22 protein-coding genes and 1 other annotated feature (1 of these 23 running past the window's edge) are annotated in these 26536 nt (G+C 45.2%); of the genes, 11 read left to right on the plus strand and 11 right to left on the minus strand.

Features of this window, described 5'->3' with window-relative positions; translation table 11 throughout:
* Positions 1 to 172: a binding site (T-box leader), on the plus strand (it extends 68 nt beyond the left edge of the window).
* Positions 173 to 233: 61 nt separating this feature from the next.
* Positions 234 to 1820, plus strand: a complete 1587-nt coding sequence (locus SporoP33_RS10040) for a 2-isopropylmalate synthase (protein ID WP_081243568.1) — start codon at positions 234 to 236, stop codon at positions 1818 to 1820.
* Positions 1821 to 1867: 47 nt separating this feature from the next.
* On the opposite strand, the gene yedF is transcribed toward SporoP33_RS10040, so the two are convergent.
* The 6 genes from yedF to SporoP33_RS10070 all read right to left on the minus strand — a co-directional run bounded on the left by yedF (position 1868) and on the right by SporoP33_RS10070 (position 7796).
* Positions 1868 to 2107 (minus strand): sulfurtransferase-like selenium metabolism protein YedF, encoded by a 240-nt coding sequence (yedF, locus tag SporoP33_RS10045; RefSeq protein WP_081243569.1) that lies wholly within the window; start codon positions 2105 to 2107, stop codon positions 1868 to 1870.
* The gene (gene yedE / locus SporoP33_RS10050; RefSeq protein WP_081243570.1) at positions 2097 to 3305 is read right to left on the minus strand and encodes a selenium metabolism membrane protein YedE/FdhT; all 1209 of its coding nucleotides are present in this window, start codon (positions 3303 to 3305) and stop codon (positions 2097 to 2099) included. The genes yedF and yedE overlap by 11 nt, the downstream gene beginning before the upstream one ends.
* A gap of 133 nt (positions 3306 to 3438) precedes the next feature.
* A complete protein-coding gene (locus SporoP33_RS10055; RefSeq protein WP_081243571.1) occupies positions 3439 to 4008 on the minus strand; it encodes a nitroreductase family protein in 570 nt (189 codons plus the stop codon).
* A gap of 118 nt (positions 4009 to 4126) precedes the next feature.
* A complete protein-coding gene (locus SporoP33_RS10060; protein ID WP_081243572.1) occupies positions 4127 to 5659 on the minus strand; it encodes an AbgT family transporter in 1533 nt (510 codons plus the stop codon).
* 314 nt (positions 5660 to 5973) lie between these two features.
* Positions 5974 to 6816, minus strand: coding sequence for a YitT family protein (locus SporoP33_RS10065; protein ID WP_081243573.1), 843 nt, complete (start codon positions 6814 to 6816; stop codon positions 5974 to 5976).
* A gap of 83 nt (positions 6817 to 6899) precedes the next feature.
* A complete protein-coding gene (locus tag SporoP33_RS10070) occupies positions 6900 to 7796 on the minus strand; it encodes a LysR family transcriptional regulator (RefSeq protein WP_196796765.1) in 897 nt (298 codons plus the stop codon).
* A 128-nt stretch (positions 7797 to 7924) separates the two neighbouring features.
* On the opposite strand from SporoP33_RS10070, the gene SporoP33_RS10075 reads away from it, so the two are divergent.
* The 3 genes from SporoP33_RS10075 to SporoP33_RS10085 all read left to right on the plus strand — a co-directional run bounded on the left by SporoP33_RS10075 (position 7925) and on the right by SporoP33_RS10085 (position 11393).
* Positions 7925 to 8944: a D-cysteate sulfo-lyase gene (locus SporoP33_RS10075; RefSeq protein ID WP_081243575.1), complete on the plus strand. Its 1020-nt coding sequence runs from the start codon at positions 7925 to 7927 to the stop codon at positions 8942 to 8944.
* Positions 8945 to 9008: 64 nt separating this feature from the next.
* A complete protein-coding gene (locus SporoP33_RS10080; RefSeq protein ID WP_081243576.1) occupies positions 9009 to 10481 on the plus strand; it encodes a Na+/H+ antiporter NhaC family protein in 1473 nt (490 codons plus the stop codon).
* A 33-nt stretch (positions 10482 to 10514) separates the two neighbouring features.
* Entirely contained in the window at positions 10515 to 11393 is an 879-nt protein-coding gene (locus SporoP33_RS10085) for an acetamidase/formamidase family protein (protein ID WP_081243577.1), read from the plus strand.
* A 77-nt stretch (positions 11394 to 11470) separates the two neighbouring features.
* Here the strand turns inward: SporoP33_RS10085 and SporoP33_RS10090 are convergent, their stop codons facing one another.
* Entirely contained in the window at positions 11471 to 11881 is a 411-nt protein-coding gene (locus SporoP33_RS10090) for a hypothetical protein (protein WP_081243578.1), read from the minus strand.
* 131 nt (positions 11882 to 12012) lie between these two features.
* Between SporoP33_RS10090 and SporoP33_RS10095 the strand changes: the two genes are divergently transcribed.
* From SporoP33_RS10095 to proS, 5 genes are all read left to right on the plus strand, one after another.
* Positions 12013 to 12918 carry a DMT family transporter gene (locus tag SporoP33_RS10095; RefSeq protein WP_081243579.1) on the plus strand — a complete coding sequence of 302 codons (906 nt, stop codon included), beginning with the start codon at positions 12013 to 12015 and terminating at the stop codon, positions 12916 to 12918.
* Positions 12919 to 13076: 158 nt separating this feature from the next.
* Positions 13077 to 14249: a sensor histidine kinase gene (locus SporoP33_RS10100; protein WP_081243580.1), complete on the plus strand. Its 1173-nt coding sequence runs from the start codon at positions 13077 to 13079 to the stop codon at positions 14247 to 14249.
* Between the two features lie 97 nt (positions 14250 to 14346).
* Positions 14347 to 15231: a response regulator gene (locus tag SporoP33_RS10105; protein WP_081243581.1), complete on the plus strand. Its 885-nt coding sequence runs from the start codon at positions 14347 to 14349 to the stop codon at positions 15229 to 15231.
* An 89-nt stretch (positions 15232 to 15320) separates the two neighbouring features.
* Positions 15321 to 16610, plus strand: a complete 1290-nt coding sequence (locus SporoP33_RS10110; protein WP_081243582.1) for a cation:dicarboxylate symporter family transporter — start codon at positions 15321 to 15323, stop codon at positions 16608 to 16610.
* A 259-nt stretch (positions 16611 to 16869) separates the two neighbouring features.
* A complete protein-coding gene (gene proS, locus SporoP33_RS10115; RefSeq protein ID WP_081243583.1) occupies positions 16870 to 18306 on the plus strand; it encodes a proline--tRNA ligase in 1437 nt (478 codons plus the stop codon).
* Between the two features lie 124 nt (positions 18307 to 18430).
* Here proS and SporoP33_RS10120 read toward each other — a convergent pair whose 3' ends face one another.
* Positions 18431 to 20623: a DNA topoisomerase III gene (locus tag SporoP33_RS10120; RefSeq protein WP_081243584.1), complete on the minus strand. Its 2193-nt coding sequence runs from the start codon at positions 20621 to 20623 to the stop codon at positions 18431 to 18433.
* Positions 20624 to 20933: 310 nt separating this feature from the next.
* Here SporoP33_RS10120 and SporoP33_RS10125 point away from each other — a divergent pair, with 310 nt between their 5' ends.
* Entirely contained in the window at positions 20934 to 21371 is a 438-nt protein-coding gene (locus SporoP33_RS10125; RefSeq protein WP_081243585.1) for a GatB/YqeY domain-containing protein, read from the plus strand.
* An 83-nt stretch (positions 21372 to 21454) separates the two neighbouring features.
* Here the strand turns inward: SporoP33_RS10125 and SporoP33_RS10130 are convergent, their stop codons facing one another.
* Positions 21455 to 22057 (minus strand): hypothetical protein, encoded by a 603-nt coding sequence (locus SporoP33_RS10130; protein WP_081243586.1) that lies wholly within the window; start codon positions 22055 to 22057, stop codon positions 21455 to 21457.
* A 540-nt stretch (positions 22058 to 22597) separates the two neighbouring features.
* On the opposite strand from SporoP33_RS10130, the gene SporoP33_RS10135 reads away from it, so the two are divergent.
* On the plus strand, positions 22598 to 23839 hold the full coding sequence (locus SporoP33_RS10135) for an acyl-CoA dehydrogenase family protein (protein ID WP_369821926.1): 1242 nt from the start codon (positions 22598 to 22600) through the stop codon (positions 23837 to 23839).
* Positions 23840 to 23976: 137 nt separating this feature from the next.
* Here the strand turns inward: SporoP33_RS10135 and opuFB are convergent, their stop codons facing one another.
* Entirely contained in the window at positions 23977 to 25494 is a 1518-nt protein-coding gene (gene opuFB / locus SporoP33_RS10140) for an osmoprotectant update ABC transporter permease/substrate-binding subunit OpuFB (RefSeq protein WP_081243587.1), read from the minus strand.
* Positions 25487 to 26437 carry an ABC transporter ATP-binding protein gene (locus tag SporoP33_RS10145; RefSeq protein ID WP_081243588.1) on the minus strand — a complete coding sequence of 317 codons (951 nt, stop codon included), beginning with the start codon at positions 26435 to 26437 and terminating at the stop codon, positions 25487 to 25489. The genes opuFB and SporoP33_RS10145 overlap by 8 nt, the downstream gene beginning before the upstream one ends.
* Positions 26438 to 26536: the final 99 nt, after the last annotated feature.

Raw genomic sequence — 26536 nt, forward strand, 5'->3', positions numbered from 1 at the left:
TCGGCAGGCGCACATTTTGAACTCATCCATGAGTCACTCCCTGAAAATTCATCAGTAGGGGATGTCGGTTTCCTCCGTTACCGGGATAGACAGTGTCAGCTGTCGATAAGGGGATTTGCCGCATGCGGCAAGTCAATTAGAGTGGTACCGCGAGTATAACCTCGTCTCTATATTTCAATATAGAGGCGGGGTTTTTTGTTTTTATTTTTTATAAAAAAAGGAGTGCAAAAGAGATGAGCAGAAAAATTTGGGTGTTTGATACAACGTTACGCGATGGAGAACAGGTACCTGGAGCTAAACTGAATCTGTATGAAAAAGTGGAGATTGCACAGCAACTGAAAAAATTAGGCGTAGATATAATCGAAGCCGGTTTTCCTGCTTCCTCTCAAGGCGATTTTGACGCGGTGAAAGCAGTTGCCCAGCGAGTGGGCAATACCGGCGATATTATGATTACTGCACTGGCACGGGCAGTTCAGGCAGATATCGACTCTGTCTACCATGCAGTGAAACATGCGGAAAACCCTATGATTCATATGGTGCTGGGCACTTCTGATATTCACGTGGAGAAAAAATTCAATAAATCAAAAGACCAGATCCTGCAAATCGGTGTGGACGCTGTAAAATATGCGAAAACATTACTGCCTGAAGTACAATATTCAACGGAAGATGCTTCACGCTCGGAGTTTGAATATTTATGGAAAACGATTGAATCCGTTATGAAAGCAGGCGCGACAATGATTAACGTGCCCGATACAGTGGGCTTCGCAGAGCCGGAAGAATTCGGGGCAATGATTTATAAATTGAATGACCGGATGAAAAACTTGAATCCGGATGTATTATTAAGTGTTCATTGCCATAATGACTTGGGCATGGCGACAGCCAATACGCTGGCGGCAGTGAAAAATGGTGCGGACAAAGTGGAGTGCACAATCAACGGGATCGGCGAACGTGCAGGAAATGCGGCGCTTGAAGAAGTGGTGATGGCGATACAGACGAGAAGCTCCGTCTACAATGTCAATACGAAAATTAACACGAAAGAAATTATTAACACTTCCCGTCTGGTATCCAATTTCATGGGGCTGGATGTACAGGTGAACAAGGCGATTACTGGCGACAATGCGTTTGCCCATTCCTCAGGAATTCACCAAGACGGCTTATTAAAATCACGTGATGCATATGAAATTGTTCATCCTGAAGACGTAGGTTTGGCCGATATGGAATTAGTTCTGACAGCACGTTCTGGACGTCACGCGGTGAAAAATGCGCTTGAAAAGCTTGGCTTTACGTATTTGAGCCCTGAAGAGTTTGAGGGGATCTTTGAAGGCTTCCTGACGCTGGCAGATATAAAGAAGGAAGTATATGACCATGACTTATATGTAATTGTAGAAAATTATTATGAAAAGAATGATAAGAAGAACGTGACGAATTACAGCGATCATTTCTTTGAGTTTGAAGATTTGCAAGTCATCAGTAATTCAAGCTTCCCTTCAGCCAGTGTCAAGATACGAAAAGGTGAAGAAATCTTCAAGACCAGTGCTGTCGGATCAGGCCCAATCGATGCGCTGTACTCAGCCATTGCGGAAGTAACACAAATCCCGGTGAAGCTGATCGGATATGATATCAGCAGTGTCTCACGCGGTAAAGATGCGCTTGGCAAAGTGAAGATCACTATTGCGCATGAAGGGGAAAACTTTATCGCCAAAGCCGCAGACACCGATATCTTGAAAGCGAGCGCATTGGCGTACATTAATGCAATAAACAGCGTGATTGTAGCGAAGATTAAAGAAACATCCGTGCAGCCTGCAGCTGTGAATGGATAATGAAAATGAGAAAAGGCAGCTGCCCGACGACGGACAGCTGTCTTTTCTCATGCGTAAATATAAAACAAATACTCCTGTCCGTTCTTCACAGGATCCTTTGCAAATTTATAGCCGTGTGCGACGGCTTCTTCTGGGACGTTGCGGAAAGAGCCCGGGCAATCGGTAATGACCTGCAGCAATTCACCTTTATTCATACTTTCAAGTGTCTCAAGTGTATAGATGACAGGGTAGGGACATGATTCTCCGCGAAGATCAAGTGTGAAGTCCGCGTCTAATTCAGCTTGCATGTATATATCTTCCTTTCTTGACTGCCAATTTGCGGTGGTATCGTTTTTCTCCGTAAACCGTCAGTGCATAAAGTCCGCCAAGCATAATAAGTGTAAGAACAATTGCGCCGACTGGTCCAACGGTATCGAGCAGATTAATTTTTGCTCCGCTTCTTACTAATACATGATAGACGCCGAGATGATCCCACGCATAGGCAAGGAATGTAGCGCCGATAATATTACCCGCGAAAACCGGCAAGAATACTAATTGGCCTTCCATGAGGCGGTACATCATACCGGTTTCACAGCCTGAAGCCATGACAATGCCGAGTCCAAATAGCGCGCCGCCTACAAATGTGCTGAGCGCTGCGATTTGTGTAATCGGCGTCAAGTCATAGATGGAAATAATGGCTATAGTCAAAATAGAACTGACAGCCATGCCGGCAATAATTGCTTTTGCCATCATGCTGCGTCCGACGAGAAATAAATCACGGAATGCAGAAGTGAAACAAATCTGTCCCCGTTCAATCAGAATACCGAATGCGAGCCCAAAAAGTGCACCTAAACCGAGTAATTTTTGGCCGGACGCAAAGAAATAGACAATCAGTCCGATGTATAAAACGGCAAACGTTCCGCCTATATACGGCTGAATTACACGTTTCTTGAGAGGTGTCGGCTTCGCATTTCCCCGCATCAAAGAAGGCTTGCCTTTCCACCAGCGCGTTTTCGTCAGTTTGGCTCCAAAAAATGTTCCGATTCCCGTCGCCGCAATGAAAATCCAAGAGTGAAAAGAGAATTGGGGAACGCCGGTAAAGAACGCCGCTAAATTACAGCCAAGTGCCAGACGTGCGCCAAACCCCGCGATGATGCCGCCGATTAAACCTTGCACGTAGCGCCGTTTCTGCTGCGGCAAGCGGATTTTGAAGCTGTTGCTGAGCAGCACCATAATAAGTGCGCCTGCGAACATCCCCCATACAATCCAGCCGTCAGGCCGGTTCCACGTGGCGCCCTGCAGATGCACCATATCAAAGTACTGCCAATCCGATATGTCTGCACCGAATAATAACAGAAGATCACCGCCAAGCCGGGTGAATTCACCGGTTACAGCCCAAACGGTCGAAGTGATGCCGAAATATACTGCACTGAGAATACCGGCTATCAGTAAGACGAGATAGGGGTTCCAATAGTGTTGAAAAATAGGTTGTATCATTTTTTTCATGTTCGGTTGCCCCTTGTAAAAGTTCTTTTTCTAGTGTAATCCTAATTTTACAGAAATCAAGTACTTGATTATGCAGATTCAAAGAAAAATCACGATTACCAGCTCCAGTTGAATGAAGCGGTAACCGTGAGATTTACTCATCGATAATTGTTAATACATTACGGATATCTGCACGCTGTTCGGGCTTTGGCACGTGCTTTGGATAACCGATCATAAGTGTTCCAACAATTTTCTCATCTTCTTTAACACCGATGGCTTCTTTGAACACCGGATCATGTGTCCAGTCGTTCGTGCGCCAAATCATGCCGATGCCGCGTTCCCATGCCGCCAGCTGGAAGTTTTGAACCATTGCAGAGATTGCTGCATAATCTTCATCCCAACGTTTTTTACGCGGGTCTTCTGGCATGATCACGACTAAATGAAGCGGAATATCGCGGAAATAATTCGCTTTATTTTTTGCTTTATCGGGTACGCTGCCGTCGCGCTCCTGCGAAGCAAGAAAAGCTTCAATGAATTTTTCCTTGCCTTTATCTGCATACAGCTGGAAGCGCCAAGGCTCTGTCAATTTGTGATTCGGAGCCCATTTTGCGACGTTCAGCAGTTCAATCAATTCTTCTATATCGACCGGATCGGTTGTAAATTTCTTTATAGAGCGTCTTCCCATGATTGCTGTCTCTACATCATTCTTTCCTGTGTAGTTCATTGTCGAAAACTCCTTTTCTGCAAGTAGAATTTATCTAAATGAAAACGGTTATCAACTACTATCTTAACACAAAAAATCCCGTAAGAGCAATGTATGCTCTTACGGGATGCGAAATGCCTTATTTAAGGTAGTAGATAGGAGATCCGGGACCGAGGTCGATTCCGAGAAGCATCCATACAACGAGCGTGAGGCTCCAGAACAATAAGAAGAACATGGAATACGGGAACATAACGGAAACGAGTGTACCGATTCCCATTTTCTTGTCATACTTCTGAGCAAATGCAATGATGATCGCAAAGTATGTCATGAGCGGAGAAATGATGTTTGTTGAAGAATCCGCTACACGATATGCCATTTGCGTCAGTTCAGGGGAGTAGCCAAGCTGCATCATGATAGGTACGAATACCGGTGCCATCATGGCCCATTTTGCAGATGCACTTCCGATGAATAAGTTGATAAACGCTGCAATAACGATAAACATCAGCAGCAGCGGAATACCTTTCAAGTTAATACTGTCAAGGAAATTAGCACCGTAGACGCCCAGCACTAAGCCCATATTGGATTCAGAGAAGAATGCAACGAACTGGCTCGCTGTGAATGACAGCACGATAAACATACCCATTGCGGCCATTGTTGTCGACATCATCGCAGCCACATCTTTATCACTGCGAATTAATTTTGTCACTCTTCCGTAAACAAGACCCGGAACGAAGAACATGAACGCAATAATCGGCACAAGTGATTTCATGAACGGCGATTTAATGATTGGCATATCTGCCTCATCTCCGCGCAGCGGTGCTCCCGGGAAGATCACAAGAAGCGCCACAAGAATTCCCGCAACAATGACGGAAACACCTGCCCAAATTAACCCTTTTTTCTCAAGACGAGTGAGTTTTTCTACCTTTTCACGGAACTCGCCGTTATATTCACCAAGACGCGGCTCCACAATCTTTTCTGTGACCCATGCACCGACAAATGTCAGCACGATTACAGAGAATGCGATAAAGTAGTAGTTCATCGCAATATTCATACCTTCTGCATACTCAGGGTTGATAATGGCTGCCGACATGATAGTCAGCTCCCCAAGCAGTGCATCTGTTCCTGATAACAGCAGGTTGGCACTGAAACCTCCCGAAACACCGGCAAAAGCTGCTGCAAGACCGGCCAGCGGGTGTCTGCCGAGCGCTGCGAACAATACTGCACCAAGTGGCGGCAGGACAACATAGCCCGCGTCAGAAGCTACACTGGACATAACCCCTGCAAATACTAAACCGAGTGTAATCAGACGTTTTGGCACAGACATGACAAAACCGCGCAGCAAGGCACTGATTAAGCCTGAACCTTCCGCAACTCCGATTCCAAGCATTGTGATCAGCACAACGCCCAGCGGAGCAAAACCGATGAAGTTATCGGTCATATTGGTAATAATATAATGGATTCCTTCACTGCTTAGAAGGTTGTGTACTTCGATCATTTCGCCTTCTTTGCCCGGATGCTCAGCACTGATGCCAAAATAAGATACCACTGCCGATAAAACGATGACTAACAAAGCAAGAAGAGCGAATAATGTAACCGGGTGCGGCAGGCGGTTACCGGTCTTTTCGATCATATCCAAAAACTTCTGGAAAAATCCTCTTTTTTGTGTATCCATGATGTTCTCCTTCCAATTTAAAATGCTATTCATTGAGTTGTGAAAGAGCATAAATATTTCAGACAACGTCAAGTATATAGAAGAAAGCAACCCAGTTAAACACTTAATTGAAATGATTAATTTGGAAGATTGTTGCGATTTTTGGGAGGAGGGCGAATAGTGTAAATGTACAGGAAAAAACCTGCCGGAATGTCAGGCAGGCTGGGGTGTTTACCGGCAGTGGGGAATCACCGGCTTTTACATTCTTTGCATAAAGCAGCGGCAGCGTGATGAATGGGAAAACGTTAAAAGATACGGCTATTACCAGCCGCTCCTTATTTCGGCCGTCTTTCTTTAAATCCTCGCTTGAAAATTTCCTGAACGTTATTGATTGTAACGTACGCATCTTCGTCAATACGTTCCAAAATACGGCGCAGCTGCACAATTTCGGTCTGGTTGATAATGATATATAAAATAGCCTGTTTTTCGAGCGTATAGCCCCCGCGGCCGTCCAGAATTGTTACGCCCCGGCCCATCGTAGTGAGTAATTCACGGCGAATCGTTTCCTGATGTTTGGAAATAATCATGACTGCTTTTCGGTCATCTGCACCGTCTACGATTTTATCAATCACTTTTGCACCGACATAGACTGCAACCAGCGTGAACATGGCTTTTTCCTTGCCGATGACGAAGGACGACAATAAAATGACGGTAATATCGATCACCAGAACGGCTTTCCCGACACTCCAGCCAAGCCATTTCTGCATCATGCGCGCAAGTGTAGTGGCCCCTCCGGAAGTACCGCCGACACGGAAAATCATGCCGAGACCGCCGCCGACAAATAGGCCGGCGAAAAGAGCAGCGAGCAGCGTGTCACTCCCCAGTTGCTCCCCCCAGTTCTTCGTCACTTCCAGAAAGATCGACATGAAGATAATGGTGATGACTGTATAAATAATCGTGCGCCTGCTGAAGAACTTATAGCCAATCGCAACGAGTGTCACGTTCAGGACGAAGCTGACCAGTCCCGGCGACCATTCAAATAAATAGTATGTAATGATGGTAACCCCGATGACGCCGCCTTCAGATAACATATTTGGAATGGCGAAGTAGTTAATGCCGATTGCGAATATGAATGAACCTACCAGTAAAGCGGAGTAATCCAGAAGTCTTCGCTGCATGCAATCTCCTCTTTCCCCATAGCAGACAGCAGTCTGCTAGTATAGTGACTAAAAATAACCTTACTATATACCTCTTGCGCAAATCAATCCATATATTTGGCCAATTCGCTATTTTCAAGCTTCTCAATAAACTTCTCCAATGCTTTTGAATAAGGCTGCGATTTATTCGTTACATAATAAAATGTCCGGGCATCCTGATAACCTTCAATTGTCAGCGCTTTTAGCGCCCCTTGCTCGAGCTCTTCTTTTACAGCTACTTTAGAAGTATAAGAAATGCCAATACCGTTCTTCACCGTTTCTTTTATGACCCTTGTGCTTCCGAACTCCAAGACCCGTTTAGGAACCAGTTTTGTCCTGGCCAGCATCGTGTCCGTTACTTGGCGGGTGCCTGATCCATTTTCCCGAATAATCCACGTTTGTTCAGCCAGTTCACTTAGAGATATGACATCACCGCTGTTTTTAGGAAAGCCGTTAGGGACGATGATGACCATATCATCCTGTGAAAAAGGGACGGTCAGTAACTCGTCATAAAAGATTTCTCTTTCAATAATACCAATATCCAAGTCTTTTTGCTTTACTTGATTGGCGATGCGAATAGAATTTTTGATAGTAATTTTCGGGTTAATATTCGGATGGTTTTTGATGAATGTGGAAATTACATCCGGTAAAAAGTACTCTCCGAATATAAAGCCTGATCCGATCGTTAGGGAACCTGTAATTCCTTCTTTCAATTCATCAATCATTCTGCCGGCAAGAGCATACTGATTCATAATCTGTTTCGCATGAAGATATAGAACTTCGCCGGCTTTCGTCATTTTGATGCTTTTGTTTGTTCTGTCCAGCAGCTGTGTTTTAAATTGATCCTCCAGTACTTTAATATTTTGGCTGACGGCTGATTGGGTGATAAATAATTTTTCCGCGGCCCGCGTAAGATTTCCTTTTTCTACGACTGTCAAAAATACGTTCAGTAATCGATCCATGAAACAGCCTCCTTTAATCATTAATAATTCTAATGATGAACACAAAAATGATTAATTTTATTTCTATTTATATTAATGCTAATATTTTAATTAATCAATAAATTAAAGAAAACAGGAGGATGGAAATTATGAACTTAGCAAACTTACCAAGAAGAAGATACACACAAGGATCAACACCCATCGAGAAGCTGGAGAATCTGACGGAACTTCTTGGCGGTCCCGAGATTTACATTAAACGCGATGATTTGCTTGGCTTAACAAGCGGCGGTAATAAAACGAGGAAGTTAGAATTCCTGGTGGCAGATGCATTGGAGCAAGGAGCTGACACATTGGTAACGTGCGGTGCTGTTCAATCGAATCACTGCCGGCTGACATTATCGGCGGCAAGAAAAGAAAAGCTCGATTGCCATCTGGTATTGGAAGAGCGTGTGCCGGGCAGCTACCGTGAAGATGCAAACGGCAACAATTTCTTATTTAATCTTCTGAAGACAGATGGTGTATCTGTTGTAGAAGGCGGTTCCGATATGATGGCGGAAATGGAGAAAGTGGCAGTGAAACTTCGTGCGGAAGGGAAAAAGCCATATATTATCCCTGGAGGTGGTTCCAACGAAATCGGAGCTGCAGGTTATGTTGCCTGTGCGCAGGAAATTATGGCGCAGCTGTTTGATCAAGGATTGGAAATCGATTGCATCGTGACGCCAAGCGGAAGCGCAGGAACACATGCAGGGCTGACTGTCGGATTGCGTGCAAGCAATAACCCGGTGCCAATCGTGGGCATTAGCGTGAACAAGGATAAAGAAACACAGGAAAACAATGTGTATAAGCTGGTAGAGAAGACCAGAGATTTCCTTCAAGTAAAAAGTGAAATCGATAAAAGTGCAATCAACGTATATGACAACTATGTGGGGCCGGGTTACTCGCTGCCGACTGAAAAAATGGTCGAAGCTATTGAAATACTGGCGCAGCAAGAAGGAATTTTATTGGATCCGGTATATACAGGAAAAGTCATGGCAGGATTTATCGATCTAATCCGTCAAGGGTACTTTAAAAAAGGTCAAAAGGTATTATTCCTGCATACAGGAGGCTCACCTGCACTTTATGATTACACATCACTGTTTCAAAAAAGTGGAGCGTCGCTGACAACGTAACTTTCTGCCATTGGTCTGCTGTTTTGGTTATCAACTGAAAACTTCTAAAGAAGGAGCTGAGCGGATGAACGATAAGCGTCTTAAAATGTATGGCGGTGTCTACGGCGGGTTAATACCTATTGGAATATTGCTGGTCGGTTTAATTTGGCTGTCAGTGGCGGGCATGGGAGGAACGACTCCGTTTTGGGCTGCAGGATGGGCAGCCCTTGCCCTTGGCATCCTGTTTGCAAAGGATAAGTATCATTATTGTGAAGCAATCATTAGAGGGATCAGTGACAGGAACGGCATGATTATTGTATGTGCGGCGCTGTTTGCCGGGGTGTTTGGTGTCCTGATGGTTGCGGGCGGACTGGTAGAGGGATTACTGTGGTTCGGCTTTTCAACTGGTGCACAAGGAGTGGCATTTACACTTATCGCATTTATCGCTGCGATGATCTTTTCCATGGGTACCGGAGACAGTACAGGAACCATCCTGGCACTTGCTCCTGTGTTATACCCTGCAGGATTCTTTTTAGGTGCAGACCCCACTATGCTGGCGCTGGCAATATTATCAGGTGCGGTTTTTGGAGATAACTTGGCACCTATTTCTGACACGACAATTGTATCCGCTTCCACGCAGGGGGCAACTATGAGAGACGTAGTCAGGACTCGCTTTCCTCTTTCGATTACAGCGGCGCTCATAACGTTTATCGTCTTAGCCGTCTTTGGCGGCGGCGGAAAAGTGCAAGCGCTTCCAGAGATGGATGCGGCAATGAACCCATCGGGATTGTTTATGCTGGCAGCACTCGCCGTAGTCCTGATCTCTTCTTTGAGCGGCCGTCATATCATTGAATCTCTCATTTGGGGCAATCTGTCGGCTATGGCAATCGGACTCTTGACTCAAAACATTTCAATAAAGCATATATTTCATATTCCTTCGTCCAGAGAAATGTCAACAGGAATTATTCAAGACGGCATTACAGGCGTGACAGGTGTCATTGTATTTGTTTTACTTGTATTAGCGATTACTCAAATCCTAATTGAAAGCGGTATCATGGACAGGCTGTTGAATTGGACATTAAGAGTAGTAGCAAAAACGGTGCGCAGTGCAGAGCTTTCAATTATTTTCACGACGATTCTCGTATCAATCCCTATTTCTGCAAACACACCTGCAGAGTTATTGGTCGGGCCTACATTTGTTAAAAAAGTAGGCGAAAAGTTTAAACTGTCGCCGGCAAGGCGTGCAAATCTAATGGACTGTGCTGTATGCACAATTTTCTATACGATGCCTTGGCACATCGCCGTTGTTGTTTGGTACAGTACTATCAGTTCTGCGGCAGGCGAGTGGGGAATCATTGCACCGAGCATTGCTTCGGCCTTCATTAACCCTTATTCATGGGCATTGCTGGCAGTTCTTCTGTTCTCCGCTATTACAGGGTGGAACCGGAAGTATGCGACGGATGCGGAGCTGGCACTAATTGAAGGAGAAGAAATAGACGAAATAGATAAGGCAGTCAGAGAACAGAAGGAAAGTGTAACAGGGCTTCAAAGTATTTGATAAGTAAAAAAACCTAAAAAGGAATGAACAGGCATGGCGCAGATTGTCAAAGATCAATATATCTATGAATTTTCTCATCACCATGAACCGGCTGCCGTTATTACATGCGGTGATACGGTGGAGATCGAAACTATTGATTGTTATAGCGGAACGATTCAGTCTGAAAGCGATCTGGTGACAGATTTTCCTGACCGAAAGCCCAATCCGGCAACAGGACCTATTTTCGTGGAAGGTGTAAATAAAGGTGATTTGCTCGAAGTTCATATTCAAAAGATTGAACTGAATACATTCGGTGTCATGCCTACCCGTTCAAACAGAGGGATTCTCGGAGAGTTCATCACAGAAACGCAGACGCGAATTCTTCCTATACAGGACGAATACATCACATTGCAGGACATGACATTCCCCGTAAATAAAATGATTGGCGTGATCGGTGTAGCTCCTGGAGAGAATGCTGTGCCGACTACTACGCCCGGGGATCATGGAGGCAATATGGATACAAAGGATGTTAAAGAAGGAAGTATTCTGTATTTGCCAGTCTTTCATGAAGGTGCTCTGCTCGCTCTTGGCGATCTGCATGCCGCGATGGGTGACGGAGAGCTCAATGGCTCGGGAGTGGAAGTCGGCGGAAAAGTAACACTTCTGGTCAATAAAGCAGAAAATTTTATGCTTCATATGCCGCTGGTCAAAACGGCTGATGAAGCCATTATTATAGCGAGTGCTGTCGAATTCCGTGACGCTGTGAAGAAAGCTATGAAAGAAGCAGTGCGGCTCATCCAGCAGAAAACAGGTCTGGAATTTGCCGATGCTTATCGTTTAGTGAGCGCAAAAGGTGACTTGCGGGTAAGCCAGCTGGTCAATCCTGAAGTAACTGTGCGTATTGCACTGCCTAAAGAGTGGGTTGGCATCTGAGATGCAGATAGAATACAGCTTTAGACCATCAATGATACAATCGATGGTCTTTTTTACTGCCGGTTCCATTGGTTTTATTATTCTTCATCAATGAAAATGCCCTTAATGACCGGTACCCCTTCATCATTTTTCCCGTCATACGTGCCGTAAACAGTAACGGCGCTGCCTTCCAAAATATCAGCACGTTCTCCGAGTCTGATATCCTTCACATGAATAATCTCGTCTGTTCCGTTTTGAATCTCGTAAAGATTATCTGAAGAAGCAGAAATGGTACCGATATATTTCACTTTAGAATTAACGGGCACTTCATCATTGGCGAATGCAGTATACTTTTGTTCTGCAGTATCTGCTTTAAGTCCTTCTTCCACTTCATTGCTTTGTTCTGCAGGAGCAGTCTCATCCGCAGGTTCAGCAGGTGCAGCCGGTTCTTCATTGCTGCAGGCCGCCAGCGCGGCTGCTGTTATAAATATTGCGAGTAATTTCTTCATATAGATCGCCTCCATCTGTAATCATAAGGAATTTTCATTAAAAAGAAAACCTTTGTCTTGCGGTTAGGTCATAAAAGTACGCGAAAGAATAGACTATGCAGAAGCCGTAAAAAAACGGGAAGGATGGGAGAGTGAACAGGCTATTTACGAAATCGACCGCTGCATTGGCATTTTTAGTGTTGATATGGGGTGTCAGCTGGCCAATTTACAAGTTGTCGGTCGTTTATGCACCGCCGCTTTTGTTTGCGGGAATGCGTGCTTTTCTTGGCGGCTGTTTGATCACCCTTCTGATTATCAGGCTGCGTGACCGGCTGCAATGGCGTGCACATTGGCGAAAATACTGCATATCGGCTTTGTTCAATACGATTCTGTTCTTTGGTCTTCATACGGTTGGACTTCATTATCTGCCCGGAGGATTGTTTTCTGTATTGGTATATTTTCAGCCGGTCCTTCTCGGGTTATTTGCCTGGATTTGGCTGGGTGAAAATATGACGCCGATTAAAGTGACAGGGTTGCTTATCGGATTCGTCGGCATCATCGCAGTCAGCCAGGAACATTTTACTGCCCAGCTGTCCATAATCGGTGTGCTGCTCGGTGTACTGACGGCATTCTGCTGGGCAATTGGAGTAGTATACGTCAAGAAAGTCAGTGGGGAAGTCGATGCGTACTGGATGGTGGCGATGCAGTTCACGATTGGGGGCATGGTGCTGCTCCTCCTCGGATTATTGACAGAGAGCTGGTCTTCAATTGAGTGGCATCCGATGTATCTGTTTGGACTCGGTTTTGGTGCGACAGTGGGGATTCCGGTCGCGTATATCATTTATTATCGTCTGATTCACGCAGGGGAAGCAAGTAAGGTGGGAGTGTTCACATTTCTGGTGCCGTTGATTTCTGTGTTCGTCAGCACGGCTTTTGTCGGGGAGCCGATGACGAAGTCCCTGCTGACTGGGTTGTTGCTGGTGGTGATTAGTATTTGTTTTGTAAATTACCGAAGGAAAGAGCCTGTTATACTAATCAATACAAAGGATAATAAGTAATGTCGAATGAATGCATAGGAATGAATTGGGCAAACCGTTCTGGTGGCGCGTCCTAAAGGGAATTTCTATGCTGTGTTCGGTGTCCGGCAAAACTGCACAATAGTTTCGGGCTTGCTATAATACGTGTACGAACATCTTTTTCACTAGGAGCAGAATGCATGAATACAAAATCAATATGGCGGCGGCTGTCCCAATCAGAAGCCGCAAAGATTGCCTTTATTACCATTTTGACGGTACTTACAGGGGAATTAAAAGTAATGCCGTTTGACGGCGAGACATTCCGCTTTGCGCTTGGCGGAATTATGTTCTTTTTACTGATTTTGATCTATCCGCCAGTCTCGATGTTGCGTACAGGATTCATTACAGCTGCAGCGGTAGTAGTGTTTCGTGTGACGAAAGAGATGTGGCTCGGCGCTGCACTGCTTGAGAGTCTGCAAATGCATGTGCCGGTCTTTTTGTTTTACTTTATTATAGCGCTAGGCTGGCATTTTGCGGGTCTTGAGAAATATAAGTCCTTCCCGCTGAGGCTTGGTGCACTGGCATTTATATTTGAGGTAGTCAGTAATACATCGGAACATGTGCTGCGGAACTGGTGGATGCATGGTTCGCTGCTTAAAAGCACAGAATGGGGCATACTGGTCGGTGTGGCACTGCTGCGAAGTTTTTTCACAGTTGGGTTATACAGTTCTGTCGCGCTGTCGAAAGAGAAACAGCGGGTGGAAGAAATGCTTGGAGTAGGATCGGAACTGTATGCAGAAGCGATGTATTTACAAAAATCGATGAATCATATAGAGCAGATCACCGCGTCAAGCCATGATCTGTACCGCAGGCTGAAAAAAGATAATCAGCTTGAACTCAGCAGGCAGGCACTGCACATTGCACAGGAAATCCACGAGGTGAAAAAGGATTCCCAGCGCATTTTGGCGGGGCTGTCGAAGTGGACAAGCCGGCAGGAAGTAACGGCTTTTTATATATCCGATCTGCTGGATATGGTCGTCAGTGCAAATGAAAAATATAGTGAAATGATTGGCAGACAGTGTACGATCGAGAAAACGGTTCATTCAGATTTTCAGACAGATCAACATGTGCCGCTGCTGGCTGTGCTTAATAATCTGACGGCGAATGCGGTGGAAGCGATTGATGGACAGGGATCTATCCTTATTACCGCCGCCAGAGATGAGAAGCGGGTGCGTTTTAGCGTGCAGGACACGGGAGAAGGCATACCTTTTGAACACGATGAGGTAATATTCGAGCGGGGTATACAACGAAATTTACGGAACAAGGCACAGCAGCGACAGGCATCGGATTATCGCATGTGGCGGCAATCGTAGAAGCCATGCAAGGTAAAATTTTTGTAGAACGTCTGGAAAAGGGCTTAGCCATAGAGGTGGAAATCCCCGTGACATCCATTTGGAAGGAGACAGAAACATGAGGTACTTTATTGTGGACGATGACAAAGCCAGCCGTCTGATGCTGAAAAATATACTGGCAGGGGAAGACGGCCTGGTTATTGGCGAGGCGGACAGCGGTGTAAAAGCTATTCCGCAAATCATCACCTTGGCGCCAGATGTCGTCCTGATAGACCTGCTGATGCCTGAACTGGATGGTATCGAGACCATTCAGCAATTAAAGTCACAAGGCTATAATGGGCACTTCATTATGCTGAGCCAAGTGATCAATAAAGAAATGGTCGGTGAAGCATACCAGGTCGGCGTCGAGTTTTTCATACATAAACCAATCAATCAAATAGAAGTGCAAAGCGTAGTGCGGCGGACAGCCGACCAGCTCCGTCTGAAAAATTCCCTGCTGACGATTCGGGAATCTCTCGCGCAGCTGGGATCAGCAGGACCGCCGAAAGTACAGCGGCCCGTGAAGGATATCGTACTGAAGAAGCTTCATGATATGGGGATTTTCAGTGACAGCGGTGTGCGTGATATCGTAGCGATTATAGAAGTGCTGATTGAGAAGCGCGCCGTCCAGCTTCCTCCATTAAAAGAACTGTATGAATCCGCCCTGATCAAAATGGGTGTCGAGATGCAAGATCTGAGCAAAGAGAGTAAAGCGATGGAGCAGCGTATCCGCAGGTCAATCCAAACAGCGATGGATCATTTGGCATCACTTGGCGCAGTTGATTATACAATTGATGAATTTGAATACTACGCGCCGCGTTTCTTTGATTTTCAGGAAATCAGTCTGCGGATGAAACAAATTCAGGAAGAAGACTTTGCACTCAAGCCTGTTAAAGTAAACAGCAAGAAGTTTCTACAAGTGTTATATATGGAGACAGCAGAGGAAAGAAAAAATATTTTGTAGGATGATGTAGAATTTTGTAGGAGTCCCGTAAGATGTTCTTAATTGACTGAAAGAAAGCGTTTTCAGGGAACGTTAAAGGGGGATTATCTGTGAAAAAGAAATTTAAGTTATCGTTGGCCTATCAAATATTGATCGGATTAGTTTTGGGTATTGCAGTCGGTGCCATCTTCTATGGTAATCCTGGCGTCGAAAAATATTTACAGCCGATCGGCTCGATGTTTATCAATATGATTAAGATGATTGTCGTACCAATTATTATTTCGACACTAGTAATCGGAGTAGCAGGTACTGGCGATATTAAGAAATTAGGAAAGCTTGGCGGTAAAACGCTTATATATTTTGAAATTGTTACGACAATTGCGATTATTGTTGGACTTATGTCAGCTAATATCTTTAAGCCAGGCGATGGCATTGATATGTCTTCACTTGAAAAAGGTGACATCTCGCAATATGTGCAGACGACAGAAGAAGTGCAGAATGAAGGATTTATGGATGTCTTGGTCGGTATCGTGCCAAGCAATATCGTAGATTCCATGGCCAATGGCGATATGTTGCCGATTATTTTCTTCTCCGTTTTATTCGGATTGGGTGTAGCGGCAATCGGCGAGCGCGGCAAACCGGTACTGGATGTTTTCCAAGGGGTCGCAGACGCAATGTTCTGGGTAACCAATATGATTATGAAATTTGCGCCGTTCGGTGTATTTGCCTTAATCGGTGTGACAGTGTCCAAGTTTGGTTTAGAATCGCTCATTCCAATGGGCAAACTGATGGTCTTAGTGTACGCAACGATGATATTCTTCATTATTGTCGTACTGGGCGGTATTGCAAAGATAGTCGGAGTGAATATTTTCCACCTCATGAAGGTGTTAAAAGACGAACTGATTCTGGCGTACTCAACATCCAGTTCTGAAACGGTTTTGCCGAAAGTGATGGAGAAAATGCAGAAGTTCGGCTGCCCGAAAGATATCGTCTCGTTTGTAGTGCCGACCGGCTATTCATTTAACCTGGATGGCTCTACACTGTATCAGGCGCTGGCGGCGATGTTCATCGCGCAAATGTACGGAATTCAGTTAAGTATTACAGAACAGATTACTTTGGTATTAGTACTGATGATTACTTCTAAAGGGATTGCAGGCGTGCCTGGCGTTTCGTTCGTCGTATTGCTGGCGACGCTCGGAACAGTAGGAATTCCGCTGGAAGGGTTAGCATTCATCGCAGGAATCGACCGTTTGCTTGATATGGCACGGACGGTAGTCAACGTAGTTGGAAACGCACTTGCGACAGTGGTTATGTCGAAGTGGGAAGGCCGCTTCGGTGAAGAGCCTGTGAAAGAAGAACGTGAACCGCAATTTGTTTTCGCAGAAGAAAAATTAGTATAATGGATGGCTGTCCTCTTCATTGAGGGCAGTTTTTTTATTGGGTCAAGCGGGCTGCAGATCATATGATCGCCTATATAAGGGCGAGAGCGGCTGTGTATGCATGTAAGATCACTTGTCAGAAAGGAAGGCCGGCTGCGAATAAATTATGACCACAGACAGGCATTGTTGTTACATTCAATTGTAGGAATGCTTGATTTGTTATATGATTAGCAGTATGGAGTAACAAGAGTGCGGTTTTTACTAAGGAGGAAATGAAGTAATGAGCAATCAGCAAAATGATTTTACAAAATGGTATATTGACACAATCCAGAAAGCGGATTTGATGGATTATACACCAGTGCGCGGATGTATCGCGTTCAAACCGGACGGCTATGAAATCTGGGAGCATATTAAAGATGAAATGGATCGCCGTTTTAAAGAGACGGGTCACCGTAATGCGTACTTCCCGATGCTGATCCCTGAGTCATTTTTCCAAAAAGAAAAAGATCATATCGAAGGATTTTCTCCGGAATTGCCGTGGGTAACGGAGGCGGCAGGCGAGAAGCTGGAAGAACGTCTGGCACTTCGTCCGACATCTGAGACGATGATCGGCCATTTGTACGCAGACTGGATTAAAAGCTACCGTGATCTTCCGGTCCTCATTAACCAGTGGGCAAACGTGTTCCGCTGGGAGAAGAAAACACTGCCGTTTATTCGGACATCGGAATTTCTATGGCAGGAAGGTCATACTGCGCATGCGGATGAAGAAGAAGCTCGCCACGAGACTATGCAGATGCTCCAGATCTATAAGGAAGTCGTAGAAGATCTGCTGGCGATTCCTGTATATGACGGTCAAAAAACACCTTCCGAGCGATTTGCCGGAGCAGTTGATACATTTTCAATCGAGGCAATGATGAAAGACGGTAAAGCGGTACAGGCCGGAACTTCACATTACTTGGGCACGAAGTTTGCAGAAGCATTCGATATCAAATACCTGACAAAAGAAAATAAGCATCAGTTCGTTCATACGACTTCATGGGGAACATCAACACGCCTCATCGGCTCAGTCATTATGGTGCACGGTGATGAACAAGGTCTTGTGCTGCCGCCGCGTATTGCACCGACACAAGTCGTGCTGATCCCGGTCGGACCATGGAAGAAGAATCCGGCGATCATGGAAAAGCTGGACGAAATCTTTGCAGAATTGAAAGCCAAGGGAATCCGTGTCCGTCTGGATGATTCAGATCAGTCGCCAGGATTCAAGTTCAATGAATGGGAACTGAAAGGTGTTCCTGTGCGTTTGGAACTCGGGCCGCGTGACCTTGATAATAATCAGGCATTGATGAAAGCGCGTGACGGCGAAGAGAAAGTGGCGGTTGACTTGGCAGAAGCTGTTTCAAGCATTGAACAGGAGCTTGAAGCTATGCAGAAACGTTTGCTTGAAAAGGCGCGCACGTTCCGCGAAGAAAATTCGCATACGCATATCGATACGCTGGATGAGCTGAAGAAGTTTATTGAAGACAGCGCAGCGAATGAAAAAATTCCAGGCTGGATCCTTGCCGGCTGGTGCGGTGATGATGCATGTGAAGAGCATGTGAAGGAAGAGACGAAGTTTACGACGCGTAATATTCCTTTCGATCCGCCGGAGGAAAAGACCGCTTGTATTAATTGCGGAAAAGAATCAAAGCATACAGTCTGGTTTGCCAGAGCGTATTAATATAAAAAAGGTGTCATGCATCAATGCGTGACACCTTTTTTATGTGGAGCGGGAGATTGAGCCGAAGCTGCGGCGGTTCCAAGCAAAAGCCGTGCCTGGCCGCGCCGCCCCCATCCGTACCCAATCAATCGTCCAGCTTCAAACCTTTCAATGCATCAGCAAATGGATTATTGATTGGCTCATCGTCGTTATTCTTCTTCAAGTACTTCTGCACATCGCGCTTGTTGACTTTCCCTTTGGAATCCTTCTCGCGACGTGCTTTGAAAGCGGACAGCTTTTCGCGGTAACCGCACTTGCATGTGAAGATTTGGCCTTCACCTTCACCGCGCAGCTCCATCTTCTTCTTACATTGCGGACAGCGTGCGTTTGTGACGCGGGACACGTTTTTACGGTGGCCGCACTCACGGTCCTGACAAACGAGCATTTTGCCGTGTTTGCCGTTCACTTCGAGCATTGGTTTCCCGCAGTCCGGACAGGACTTCGTCGAAATATTATCATGCTTGAACTTCGCTTCGCTCGTTTTGATCTCTGAAACAATTTCTTTCGTATATCCCTTCATTTCATTAATGAATGTTTCCTTTTTCAGCTGGCCTTTTGCGATTTTCTCAAGCTTCAATTCCCACTCTGCGGTCAGCAACGGAGATTTTAATTCGTCCGGCACTAACTCGAGCAGCTGTTTTCCTTTGTTCGTTACGTGAATATCTTTTCCGCGTTTTTCGATTAAGAAGGAATTGAACAGTTTATCGATGATGTCAGCGCGTGTTGCGACAGTGCCGAGTCCTCCTGTGGATTTCAGTGTCTCTGCAAGCTTTTTATCCTGTAAACCCATATACTTCGTCGGGTTTTCCATGGCAGATAAAAGAGTGGCTTCGTTGAAACGGGCAGGGGGCTTAGTTTGGCCTGATGTTTCTTTGATAAATTGGATACCCAGTTTGTCGCCGGCCGCCAGTTTCGGCAATAGCTGTTCTTTCGTGTCCTGTTCCGTTTCGTCTTCTTCGAATTGATTATTATAGACCTCTTTCCAGCCTGGAACTAAGATAGTTTTTCCGCGGGCTGTGAATTTTTCATCGGCTATCTTTGCATGAACAGTCAGCTGCTCATATTCGTGGGCAGGGGACAGAACGGCCAGGAACCGTTTGACGACCAGGTCGTAAATTTTGCGTTCACGGTCAGATAATTTATCGCGCAGGACAATTTCTTCTGTCGGAATAATTGCGTGATGGTCGGATACTTTACTGTCATCTACGAATGATTTATTTGCTTTGATCGGCTTTTTCAATATTTTATTTGCAAGAGAACGATATTCACCGATACCGACTGTTTTTAAGCGTTCCGGAAGTGTTGCGACAAGGTCATTGGAAAGGAAGCGCGAATCAGTCCGCGGATAAGTCAACAGCTTATGCTGTTCGTACAGTTTCTGCATAATATTGAGCGTGTCCTTTGCGGAGTAGCCGAATAATTTATTGGCATCACGCTGTAATTCGGTCAGATCGTAAAGACCTGGAGAAAATGTCTTTTTTGCTTTCTTTTCCACGTTTTCAATGACTGCTTGCTTGCCATCTAATTTTTTGACGACGGCTGCCAGCTTGTCACGGTCGAATGAACGTGTATCGCCGGTCTTTGCATCTTGCCACGTCAGTTTTAATTTGGAATCGGAAAGTGCTTCGATGCCGTAGAAGGTCTTTGGACGAAAAGTATTAATCTCTTCTTCACGCTGTGCAATGATAGCGACAACCGGTGTCTGTACGCGTCCGCAGTTGAGCTGCGCGTTGAATTTGGTTGTCAGTGCGCGTGTTGCGTTCAAGCCGATGTACCAGTCAGCTTCGGAGCGTGCAACGGCCGCTTCGAATAGATTTTCATAGTCTTTACCGGGCTTCAGCTTGGCGAATCCGTCTTTAATTGCTTTATCCGTAACAGATGAAATCCATAGACGTCTGATCGGTTTCTTCACCTTTGCCTTCTCAATAATCCAGCGGGCAACGAGCTCGCCTTCACGTCCTGCGTCGGTTCCGATAATTATATCTGAAACATCCGTGCGGAGCAGCTGCGCTTTTACCGCGTTGTATTGTTTGCCGGTTTGCTTAATAACAGTCAGTTTTAGATCTTCAGGCATCATCGGCAAATCTTCTAACTTCCATGTCTTATACTTTGTGTCGTAATTTTCAGGGTCTGCAAGTGTGACTAAGTGTCCGAGCGCCCAAGTGACAATATATTTATCGCCTTCGAGATAGCCGTTTCCTTTTTTATTACAGTTCAGCACACGGGCAATATCCCGCGCAACGGAAGGCTTCTCTGCGAGTACTACGCTTTTTTTCATAGAATAAGCTCCTTTTTATATACATATCAAAAAACTCCTCGAAGCAAATAAGGTGTTGGATGGCCTTATGCTGTCTGAAGGAGCTGGTAGTAAAAAGTGTAAACTAGCCGGGCTGTTTCGTCAATTAAGACAGATGCTGCCGGCATACTGTGAAAGACCTCCAGCCTGCAGATTTCACGGCAATTATGATACTGGACAACCAAAAGGGCAATACGATTTCATTTGGAATCCTGCAGGAAGTGAAAAAACGCGACGGATTGCATACTTTTTTTGTATACTGGGAATAATACCTAAGAAACGGGGGATTTCAATGTCAGAGTTAAAAGATCGTTTAATGGCGGATATAAAGACAGCGATGAAAGAAAAAGACACAATGAAAAAAGGTGTCATCAATTTATTGCGTGCAGGTCTGCAGAATGAATCGCTTGAATTGAAGCGTGAACTGACGCAGGAAGAGGAAATTAAAATTGTTCAGCGTGAGCTAAAGCAAACAAAGCAATCTCTTGAGGAAGGACAGAAAGCAAATCGCGAAGATATCGTTGAAGCAGAAAAGGCGAAGATCACGATTATCGAATCGTACTTGCCGAAGCAGATGAATACAGAAGAAGTGAAAGAACTGATTGCTTCATTGGGCATTTCAAAAGATGCGCCGATGGGTCAGACAATCGGTACAGTGATGAAAGAAGTGGCAGGCCGTGCGGAAGGTAAGACAGTATCGCAGGCAGTCAAAGAGTATTTGCAAGGTTGATGCGACGAAAAGGGATGCTCCGGAAGTGATAACACTTCTGTGGGCATCCCTTTTTGTATGCAGTTTTAGCTGTTGCGCCCTGTTTATTTCTCAAACGAAGCCCGCAGGATATAGACAACCTCATATTCCTTCAGTTCATCCAAATAGCCTTCCTTTTGCTCATAAAAGTCGGCGGATAATGCGCTAGTTGAAACTCCTTGTAGTGCCGATGTGTAAATGATGCCGGCCAGCAGCATATCATCGGAGAGAAGCAAACCTTGTTGCGGATTGGTATTCCACAATGTCGCCATGTCTCCCATATTCTCCAATGCTTCCTGATTGCTGATGCTCACAGTACCATTTGTGTCACTTACACTTGCGGATAATAGTAATTCCTCCTCAAGTGTTTTAGTAACCGTCATCACGATACTGCCCTTCGTTGATTCACCAGGCAGCGGTGAAGTCAATTGGCTGATCGGCTCTGCCACTTTCCTGCCTTTTTCATATTTCTCTACCCATAATGAGATGCCGGTATAGTTTTGATCGGTTGTATAATCGAAGACAAACGCTGTATCGGCAGCCGTTTCAAGGATCTGTGTTTCACGCGCTGTCAGTTCTGGGATTGTCAGTTTATTCGTGTCAGTTGCTGCACAGGCACTGAGAAATAACAGACAGCTGAGGGTTAGTATACTTATCCATTTTTTCATCGCACACGCCTCCTGGCATATATTCTTATTATAGCACTTTACTGAACTGTCTGAACTGTTTGGGGTGAAAATACCTTGTACTATACGTTCATAACCGCTGAGAAAAGAAAGGCAGTCATTATGATGAAAAACACGGTGTCAGAAAGTGAATAGCGATTATACATTCGGTGTATTATATAAAGAAAACTTTTTGGGAAAATGATTCTTGGACCAATAGATCCGGCGTGTGCATAATATGAAAACTTTCCTGAAATAGAGCCGGCATTCATTACTTCCACGATCATCTGTCAGTCGCTGTTTATTAGCAATGAGGAACCGAAAACGTAATTACTGCAGCTGAATAAATAGGGCATAAAAGATAGCGGAAAACTGCGAAATAAATTGTTGCATTATGAATTTAGCACATAAAGAAATTCGTATACCTTGTTAAAAAGTAATGAATATATAAATAAAACTTTACTATTTAATAAAACGTGATAAACTAGATAGAGAACTGCCAGCTTACTTGCTTACAGGAAGCTTGGAAAATGACAAAATGGAGTGGTAATTTTGGTAAAAAGTGCTATTATGGAGAAAGAAAAACAACAAGAAGGAATCATGCAAATTCCTGAATGGTGGACTTGTCCAGAAGGGCATGAAGAATTACAAAAAGCTGCACATGCGTTAGGCGAGAAAGAATTGCTGCCGCGTGCACTTATTTCCGATCAACAGAGAAAATATCCGCGTGAAAGTTTACGTGAAGTTGCGAAAGCTGGTTATTCAGCTGTTACCATCCCTGTCGAGGCGGGTGGTCTGAAAGATGGATTCACAGCATTCGCGGTCCTTTCGGAAAGTTTTGCGCATTACTGCCCGTCTACAACGATGTGCTGGGTAATGCATATGACGACAGCCCACACAATTTACGAGGCAGGAACAGAAGAACAGCGTCAGCGTTTGCTGCCGCGATTGCGTGAAGGGCAAGTCGGCGGTCTGGCATTCAGTGAAAGAGCAACCGGCGGACATTTCTGGAATATCGGCAGTGAAGCGAAACGAAATGCAAACGGTTACTTGCTGAATGCAGAAAAATCATTCGTTACAAGCGGCGGAGAGGCAGACTTTTATTTAGTCGCAACGACTTCACCCGAAACGGAAGATCTGGATAACCTGATGTTTTTATTAGTGGAAAATGATCAGAAAGGCGTAGAAGCATTCCCGTTCGATGCAATGGGCTTACGTGGAAATGCCAGCGGTCCGATGAGTTTCAAAGACGTACAGGTAGCGCTTGAAAACCGTATCGGCGGAGAAGGCGGTATGGGATATTTTAACGACAATACGATTGACCCTCTGTTCTTGCTTGGTTCGGCAGCTTGCTGGGTAGGAATTGCACAGGGTGCTTTGAATATGGCAACAGAAGGCGCAAAACGCAGAGTTCATGCAGACACAGGATCTTCTGTGACAGACTATCAAGTCATTCGCCATGAACTGGCAAAGGCGCAGATCAAAATCGACAGTGTTCGCAGTATGTTGTACCGTACAGCAGAAGCGATGGATCGCTGCAGTAAAGAAGGCAAGGAATTATCGGATTGTCTGTATCCTTTATGGCAGTTAAAAACGCTTGCAGCGGATATGGTGATCGACGTGACCAACTCAGCATTGCAGGTGTCCGGAGGCCGAGGGTATATGACAGGCCAGGTGGAGAAGTTTGTGCGCGACGGACGTGCCGGCGCTATCATGGGGCCGACAAATGAAGTCTTGCGTGAGTGGATCGGCCGTACGATGATCGAAGTTCCATGGATGGATTAATTAAATAAAATCAAAACAGTCACCGGCGGAGAATTCTGCCAGTGACTGTTTTTGGTTTTGACGGATTCTACATGTCATGCCGTCTTCGCAAATCTAACGCTGCCAGACTTATGACACACTTTCTGTTCAGTTTATAATCACTTCAGCAATCCTTGTTCTCTTAAGAAGGTTTCTGCCACAGCTCTTGCCTTTTTACCTTCCGCATTGACTTGATAATTCATTTCGCGCATCTCATCATCCGTTATGATGCCGGCAAGGGTATTCAGTGCATCTTCCAGCTCCGGATATTTCTTAAGTGTCTCTTTGCGCAGAAGCGGCGCTCCCTGGTAAGGAGGGAACAGTTCCTTGTCGTCCTCAAGAACCGTCAACTCAAACTCGCGCAGCTCACTGTCTGTGGAGTAGGCATCCATCAAGTTGATTTCATTCGTTTCGATTGCTTGGTAGCGCAATTTTGGCTCCATTGTCTGAACGGAAGGGAACGTGATGCCGTACAGTTTTTGAATGCCAAGATAGCCATCTTCGCGGTCGTTGAATTCCAGTGTAAAGCCGGCCTTTACAGCCTTTTCAACAGATGCCAGATCGGATATTGTTTTCAGGTTATACTGCTCCTGAAACGCTTTAGAGACAGCCAGCGTGTACGTGTTGTTGAACGACATCGGTGTCAGGAAAGCAAGATCGAATTGTTCCTCCAGACCTTTTCTTGCTTGCTCATATACTTCGTCACGATCATTGCTGACAGCTTCTTCTTTTAGAAATTCTGAAATAGCCGTTCCTGTAAACTCCGGATATAAATCAATGCTTCCTGCCTGCAGCGCATTGAAGACAAATGAAGTCTTACCAAGCCCCGGCTTTAATTCGACAGTTATATCCGTTTGATCTTCAATCAGCAGTTTGTACATATTAATAAGAATTTCAGGTTCAGCGCCAAGTTTCGCGCCAATTACAAGTTCATTTTTGGCATTTCCATTGAGGAAAGGTGCCGCAATCATTAAAACGGCTGCAATAATGAAGATGGTAAACGCTGCAATGGCTTTTCTAAATGAAAGGCCTTCAAACTTTTTCAGCAGAAAATCAAAAAACAGCGCAAGCAGTGCAGCTGGAATGGCGCCAAGTACGATCAGGGAGGGGTTATTTCGGTCGATTCCGAGCAATATTAAATCTCCGAGACCGCCAGCACCGATCAGTGCGGCAAGCGTTGCGGTGCCGACAATCAGTACCATCGATGTGCGAATTCCCGCCATAATGACAGGCATCGCAAGCGGCAACTCCACTTTTATCAGGCGTTTTCGCGTATTCATCCCCATTGCTGTCGCCGCTTCGCGTAATGAAGGGTCGACTTCTTTGATGCCGGTATACGTATTGCGCAGAATCGGCAATAATGCATAGGCGACTAATGCTATGATAGCGGGCACCTTTCCGATGCCAAACAGAGGAATCAGAAGACCAAGCAGCGCCAGAGAAGGAATTGTCTGCAATACGGCACTGACACCGATGACAGATTCCGCTATTTTTCGCCGGTTGGATAAATAAATTCCGAGAGGTATAGCAATTAATACTGCGAACAGTAAGGAAATCAGGGAAATTTGTATGTGCTCAATCAGTGCTTCAAGCAATTGACCGCGCCGGTCTTGGAAAACGTGCAGGAAATTATTCATCGGACAGTCCTCCCTTCACTGTCTGTTCTGCCAGGAAACGGAGAATCCCTTTTCGGGTAATCATACCGACCACTTGCCCGTCCTGTTTGATGGCCACCTGTTCTTCAGAAGCTAAGAACTGCAGCAGAGGCCCCCATTCAGAATCAAACGGAATTGCAAAGGCCAGGGACAGGTCATCCGGTATATCCTCGATGTGATCGGCAATTGAGAACGTTCGTGCAGCCGCAGACGCAGTAAATTCCCGGACGAAAGGTGAAGCCGGATGCGTCAGAATTTCCTGTGGTGCAGCTATTTGTTCTATTTTGCCTTCATTCATAATACACACACGGTCACCTAACTTGAATGCTTCTTGTAAGTCATGGGTAACAAATACGATAGTTTTTTGAATTCTTTGCTGTAAATCCAGCAGGTCATCTTGAAGTTTCGACCGGCTGATCGGATCCAGCGCACTGAAAGGCTCATCCATTAATAAAATTTCAGGATCTGCGGCAAGTGCGCGTACGACCCCGACCCGCTGCTGCTGCCCTCCAGATAATTCGTGTGGTTTCCGTTTGCGGTAGACCGCTGGATCCAGTCCGGCCATCTCTAATAGTTCGGTTACACGTTCCTTAATCCGCTTCTTCTTCCAGCCGATCAGTTCCGGAACGACTGCAATGTTTTCTTCAATCGTCATATGCGGAAATAAAGCAATCTGCTGCAGTACGTAGCCGATTTGCCAGCGAAGCTCATGAATCGGATAGTCGCTGATACGCTTGTCGTCCAGCCAAATCGTTCCTTTTGTCAGGGGAATTAACCGGTTAATCATTTTTAGTGTCGTTGTTTTCCCGCAACCGCTCGGCCCGACCAATACGAGGAACTCTCCGCGCTTAATTTCTAAGTTTACAGATTCCACGACTAAACGTGACATATCATAACTTTTCGAAACTTCTTCAAATCGAATCATTAACATCCCTCCTCATTATTATGATTTTTACATATCGGCAGAAAAATAGGAAATCATAACCTCTTTGACTGCTAAGAAAAACGAATGACGTGAAATATG

It is taken from the genome of Sporosarcina sp. P33, from assembly GCF_002077155.1.
GTDB lineage: Bacteria > Bacillota > Bacilli > Bacillales_A > Planococcaceae > Sporosarcina.

Coding starts and splice junctions, on each gene's coding strand:
- SporoP33_RS10060 (WP_081243572.1), bottom strand. CDS start 5,659: ATGGATACACAAAAAAGAGGATTTTTCCAGAAGTTTTTGGATATGATC.
- SporoP33_RS10090 (WP_081243578.1), bottom strand. CDS start 11,881: ATGAAGAAATTACTCGCAATATTTATAACAGCAGCCGCGCTGGCGGCC.
- SporoP33_RS10125 (WP_081243585.1), top strand. CDS start 20,934: ATGTCAGAGTTAAAAGATCGTTTAATGGCGGATATAAAGACAGCGATG.
- yedF (WP_081243569.1), bottom strand. CDS start 2,107: ATGCAAGCTGAATTAGACGCGGACTTCACACTTGATCTTCGCGGAGAA.
- SporoP33_RS10070 (WP_196796765.1), bottom strand. CDS start 7,796: ATGGATCGATTACTGAACGTATTTTTGACAGTCGTAGAAAAAGGAAAT.
- opuFB (WP_081243587.1), bottom strand. CDS start 25,494: ATGAATAATTTCCTGCACGTTTTCCAAGACCGGCGCGGTCAATTGCTT.
- proS (WP_081243583.1), top strand. CDS start 16,870: ATGAGCAATCAGCAAAATGATTTTACAAAATGGTATATTGACACAATC.
- SporoP33_RS10080 (WP_081243576.1), top strand. CDS start 9,009: ATGAACGATAAGCGTCTTAAAATGTATGGCGGTGTCTACGGCGGGTTA.
- SporoP33_RS10055 (WP_081243571.1), bottom strand. CDS start 4,008: ATGAACTACACAGGAAAGAATGATGTAGAGACAGCAATCATGGGAAGA.
- SporoP33_RS10145 (WP_081243588.1), bottom strand. CDS start 26,437: ATGATTCGATTTGAAGAAGTTTCGAAAAGTTATGATATGTCACGTTTA.
- SporoP33_RS10065 (WP_081243573.1), bottom strand. CDS start 6,816: ATGCAGCGAAGACTTCTGGATTACTCCGCTTTACTGGTAGGTTCATTC.
- SporoP33_RS10085 (WP_081243577.1), top strand. CDS start 10,515: ATGGCGCAGATTGTCAAAGATCAATATATCTATGAATTTTCTCATCAC.
- yedE (WP_081243570.1), bottom strand. CDS start 3,305: ATGAAAAAAATGATACAACCTATTTTTCAACACTATTGGAACCCCTAT.
- SporoP33_RS10120 (WP_081243584.1), bottom strand. CDS start 20,623: ATGAAAAAAAGCGTAGTACTCGCAGAGAAGCCTTCCGTTGCGCGGGAT.
- SporoP33_RS10040 (WP_081243568.1), top strand. CDS start 234: ATGAGCAGAAAAATTTGGGTGTTTGATACAACGTTACGCGATGGAGAA.
- SporoP33_RS10075 (WP_081243575.1), top strand. CDS start 7,925: ATGAACTTAGCAAACTTACCAAGAAGAAGATACACACAAGGATCAACA.
- SporoP33_RS10130 (WP_081243586.1), bottom strand. CDS start 22,057: ATGAAAAAATGGATAAGTATACTAACCCTCAGCTGTCTGTTATTTCTC.
- SporoP33_RS10100 (WP_081243580.1), top strand. CDS start 13,077: ATGAATACAAAATCAATATGGCGGCGGCTGTCCCAATCAGAAGCCGCA.
- SporoP33_RS10105 (WP_081243581.1), top strand. CDS start 14,347: ATGAGGTACTTTATTGTGGACGATGACAAAGCCAGCCGTCTGATGCTG.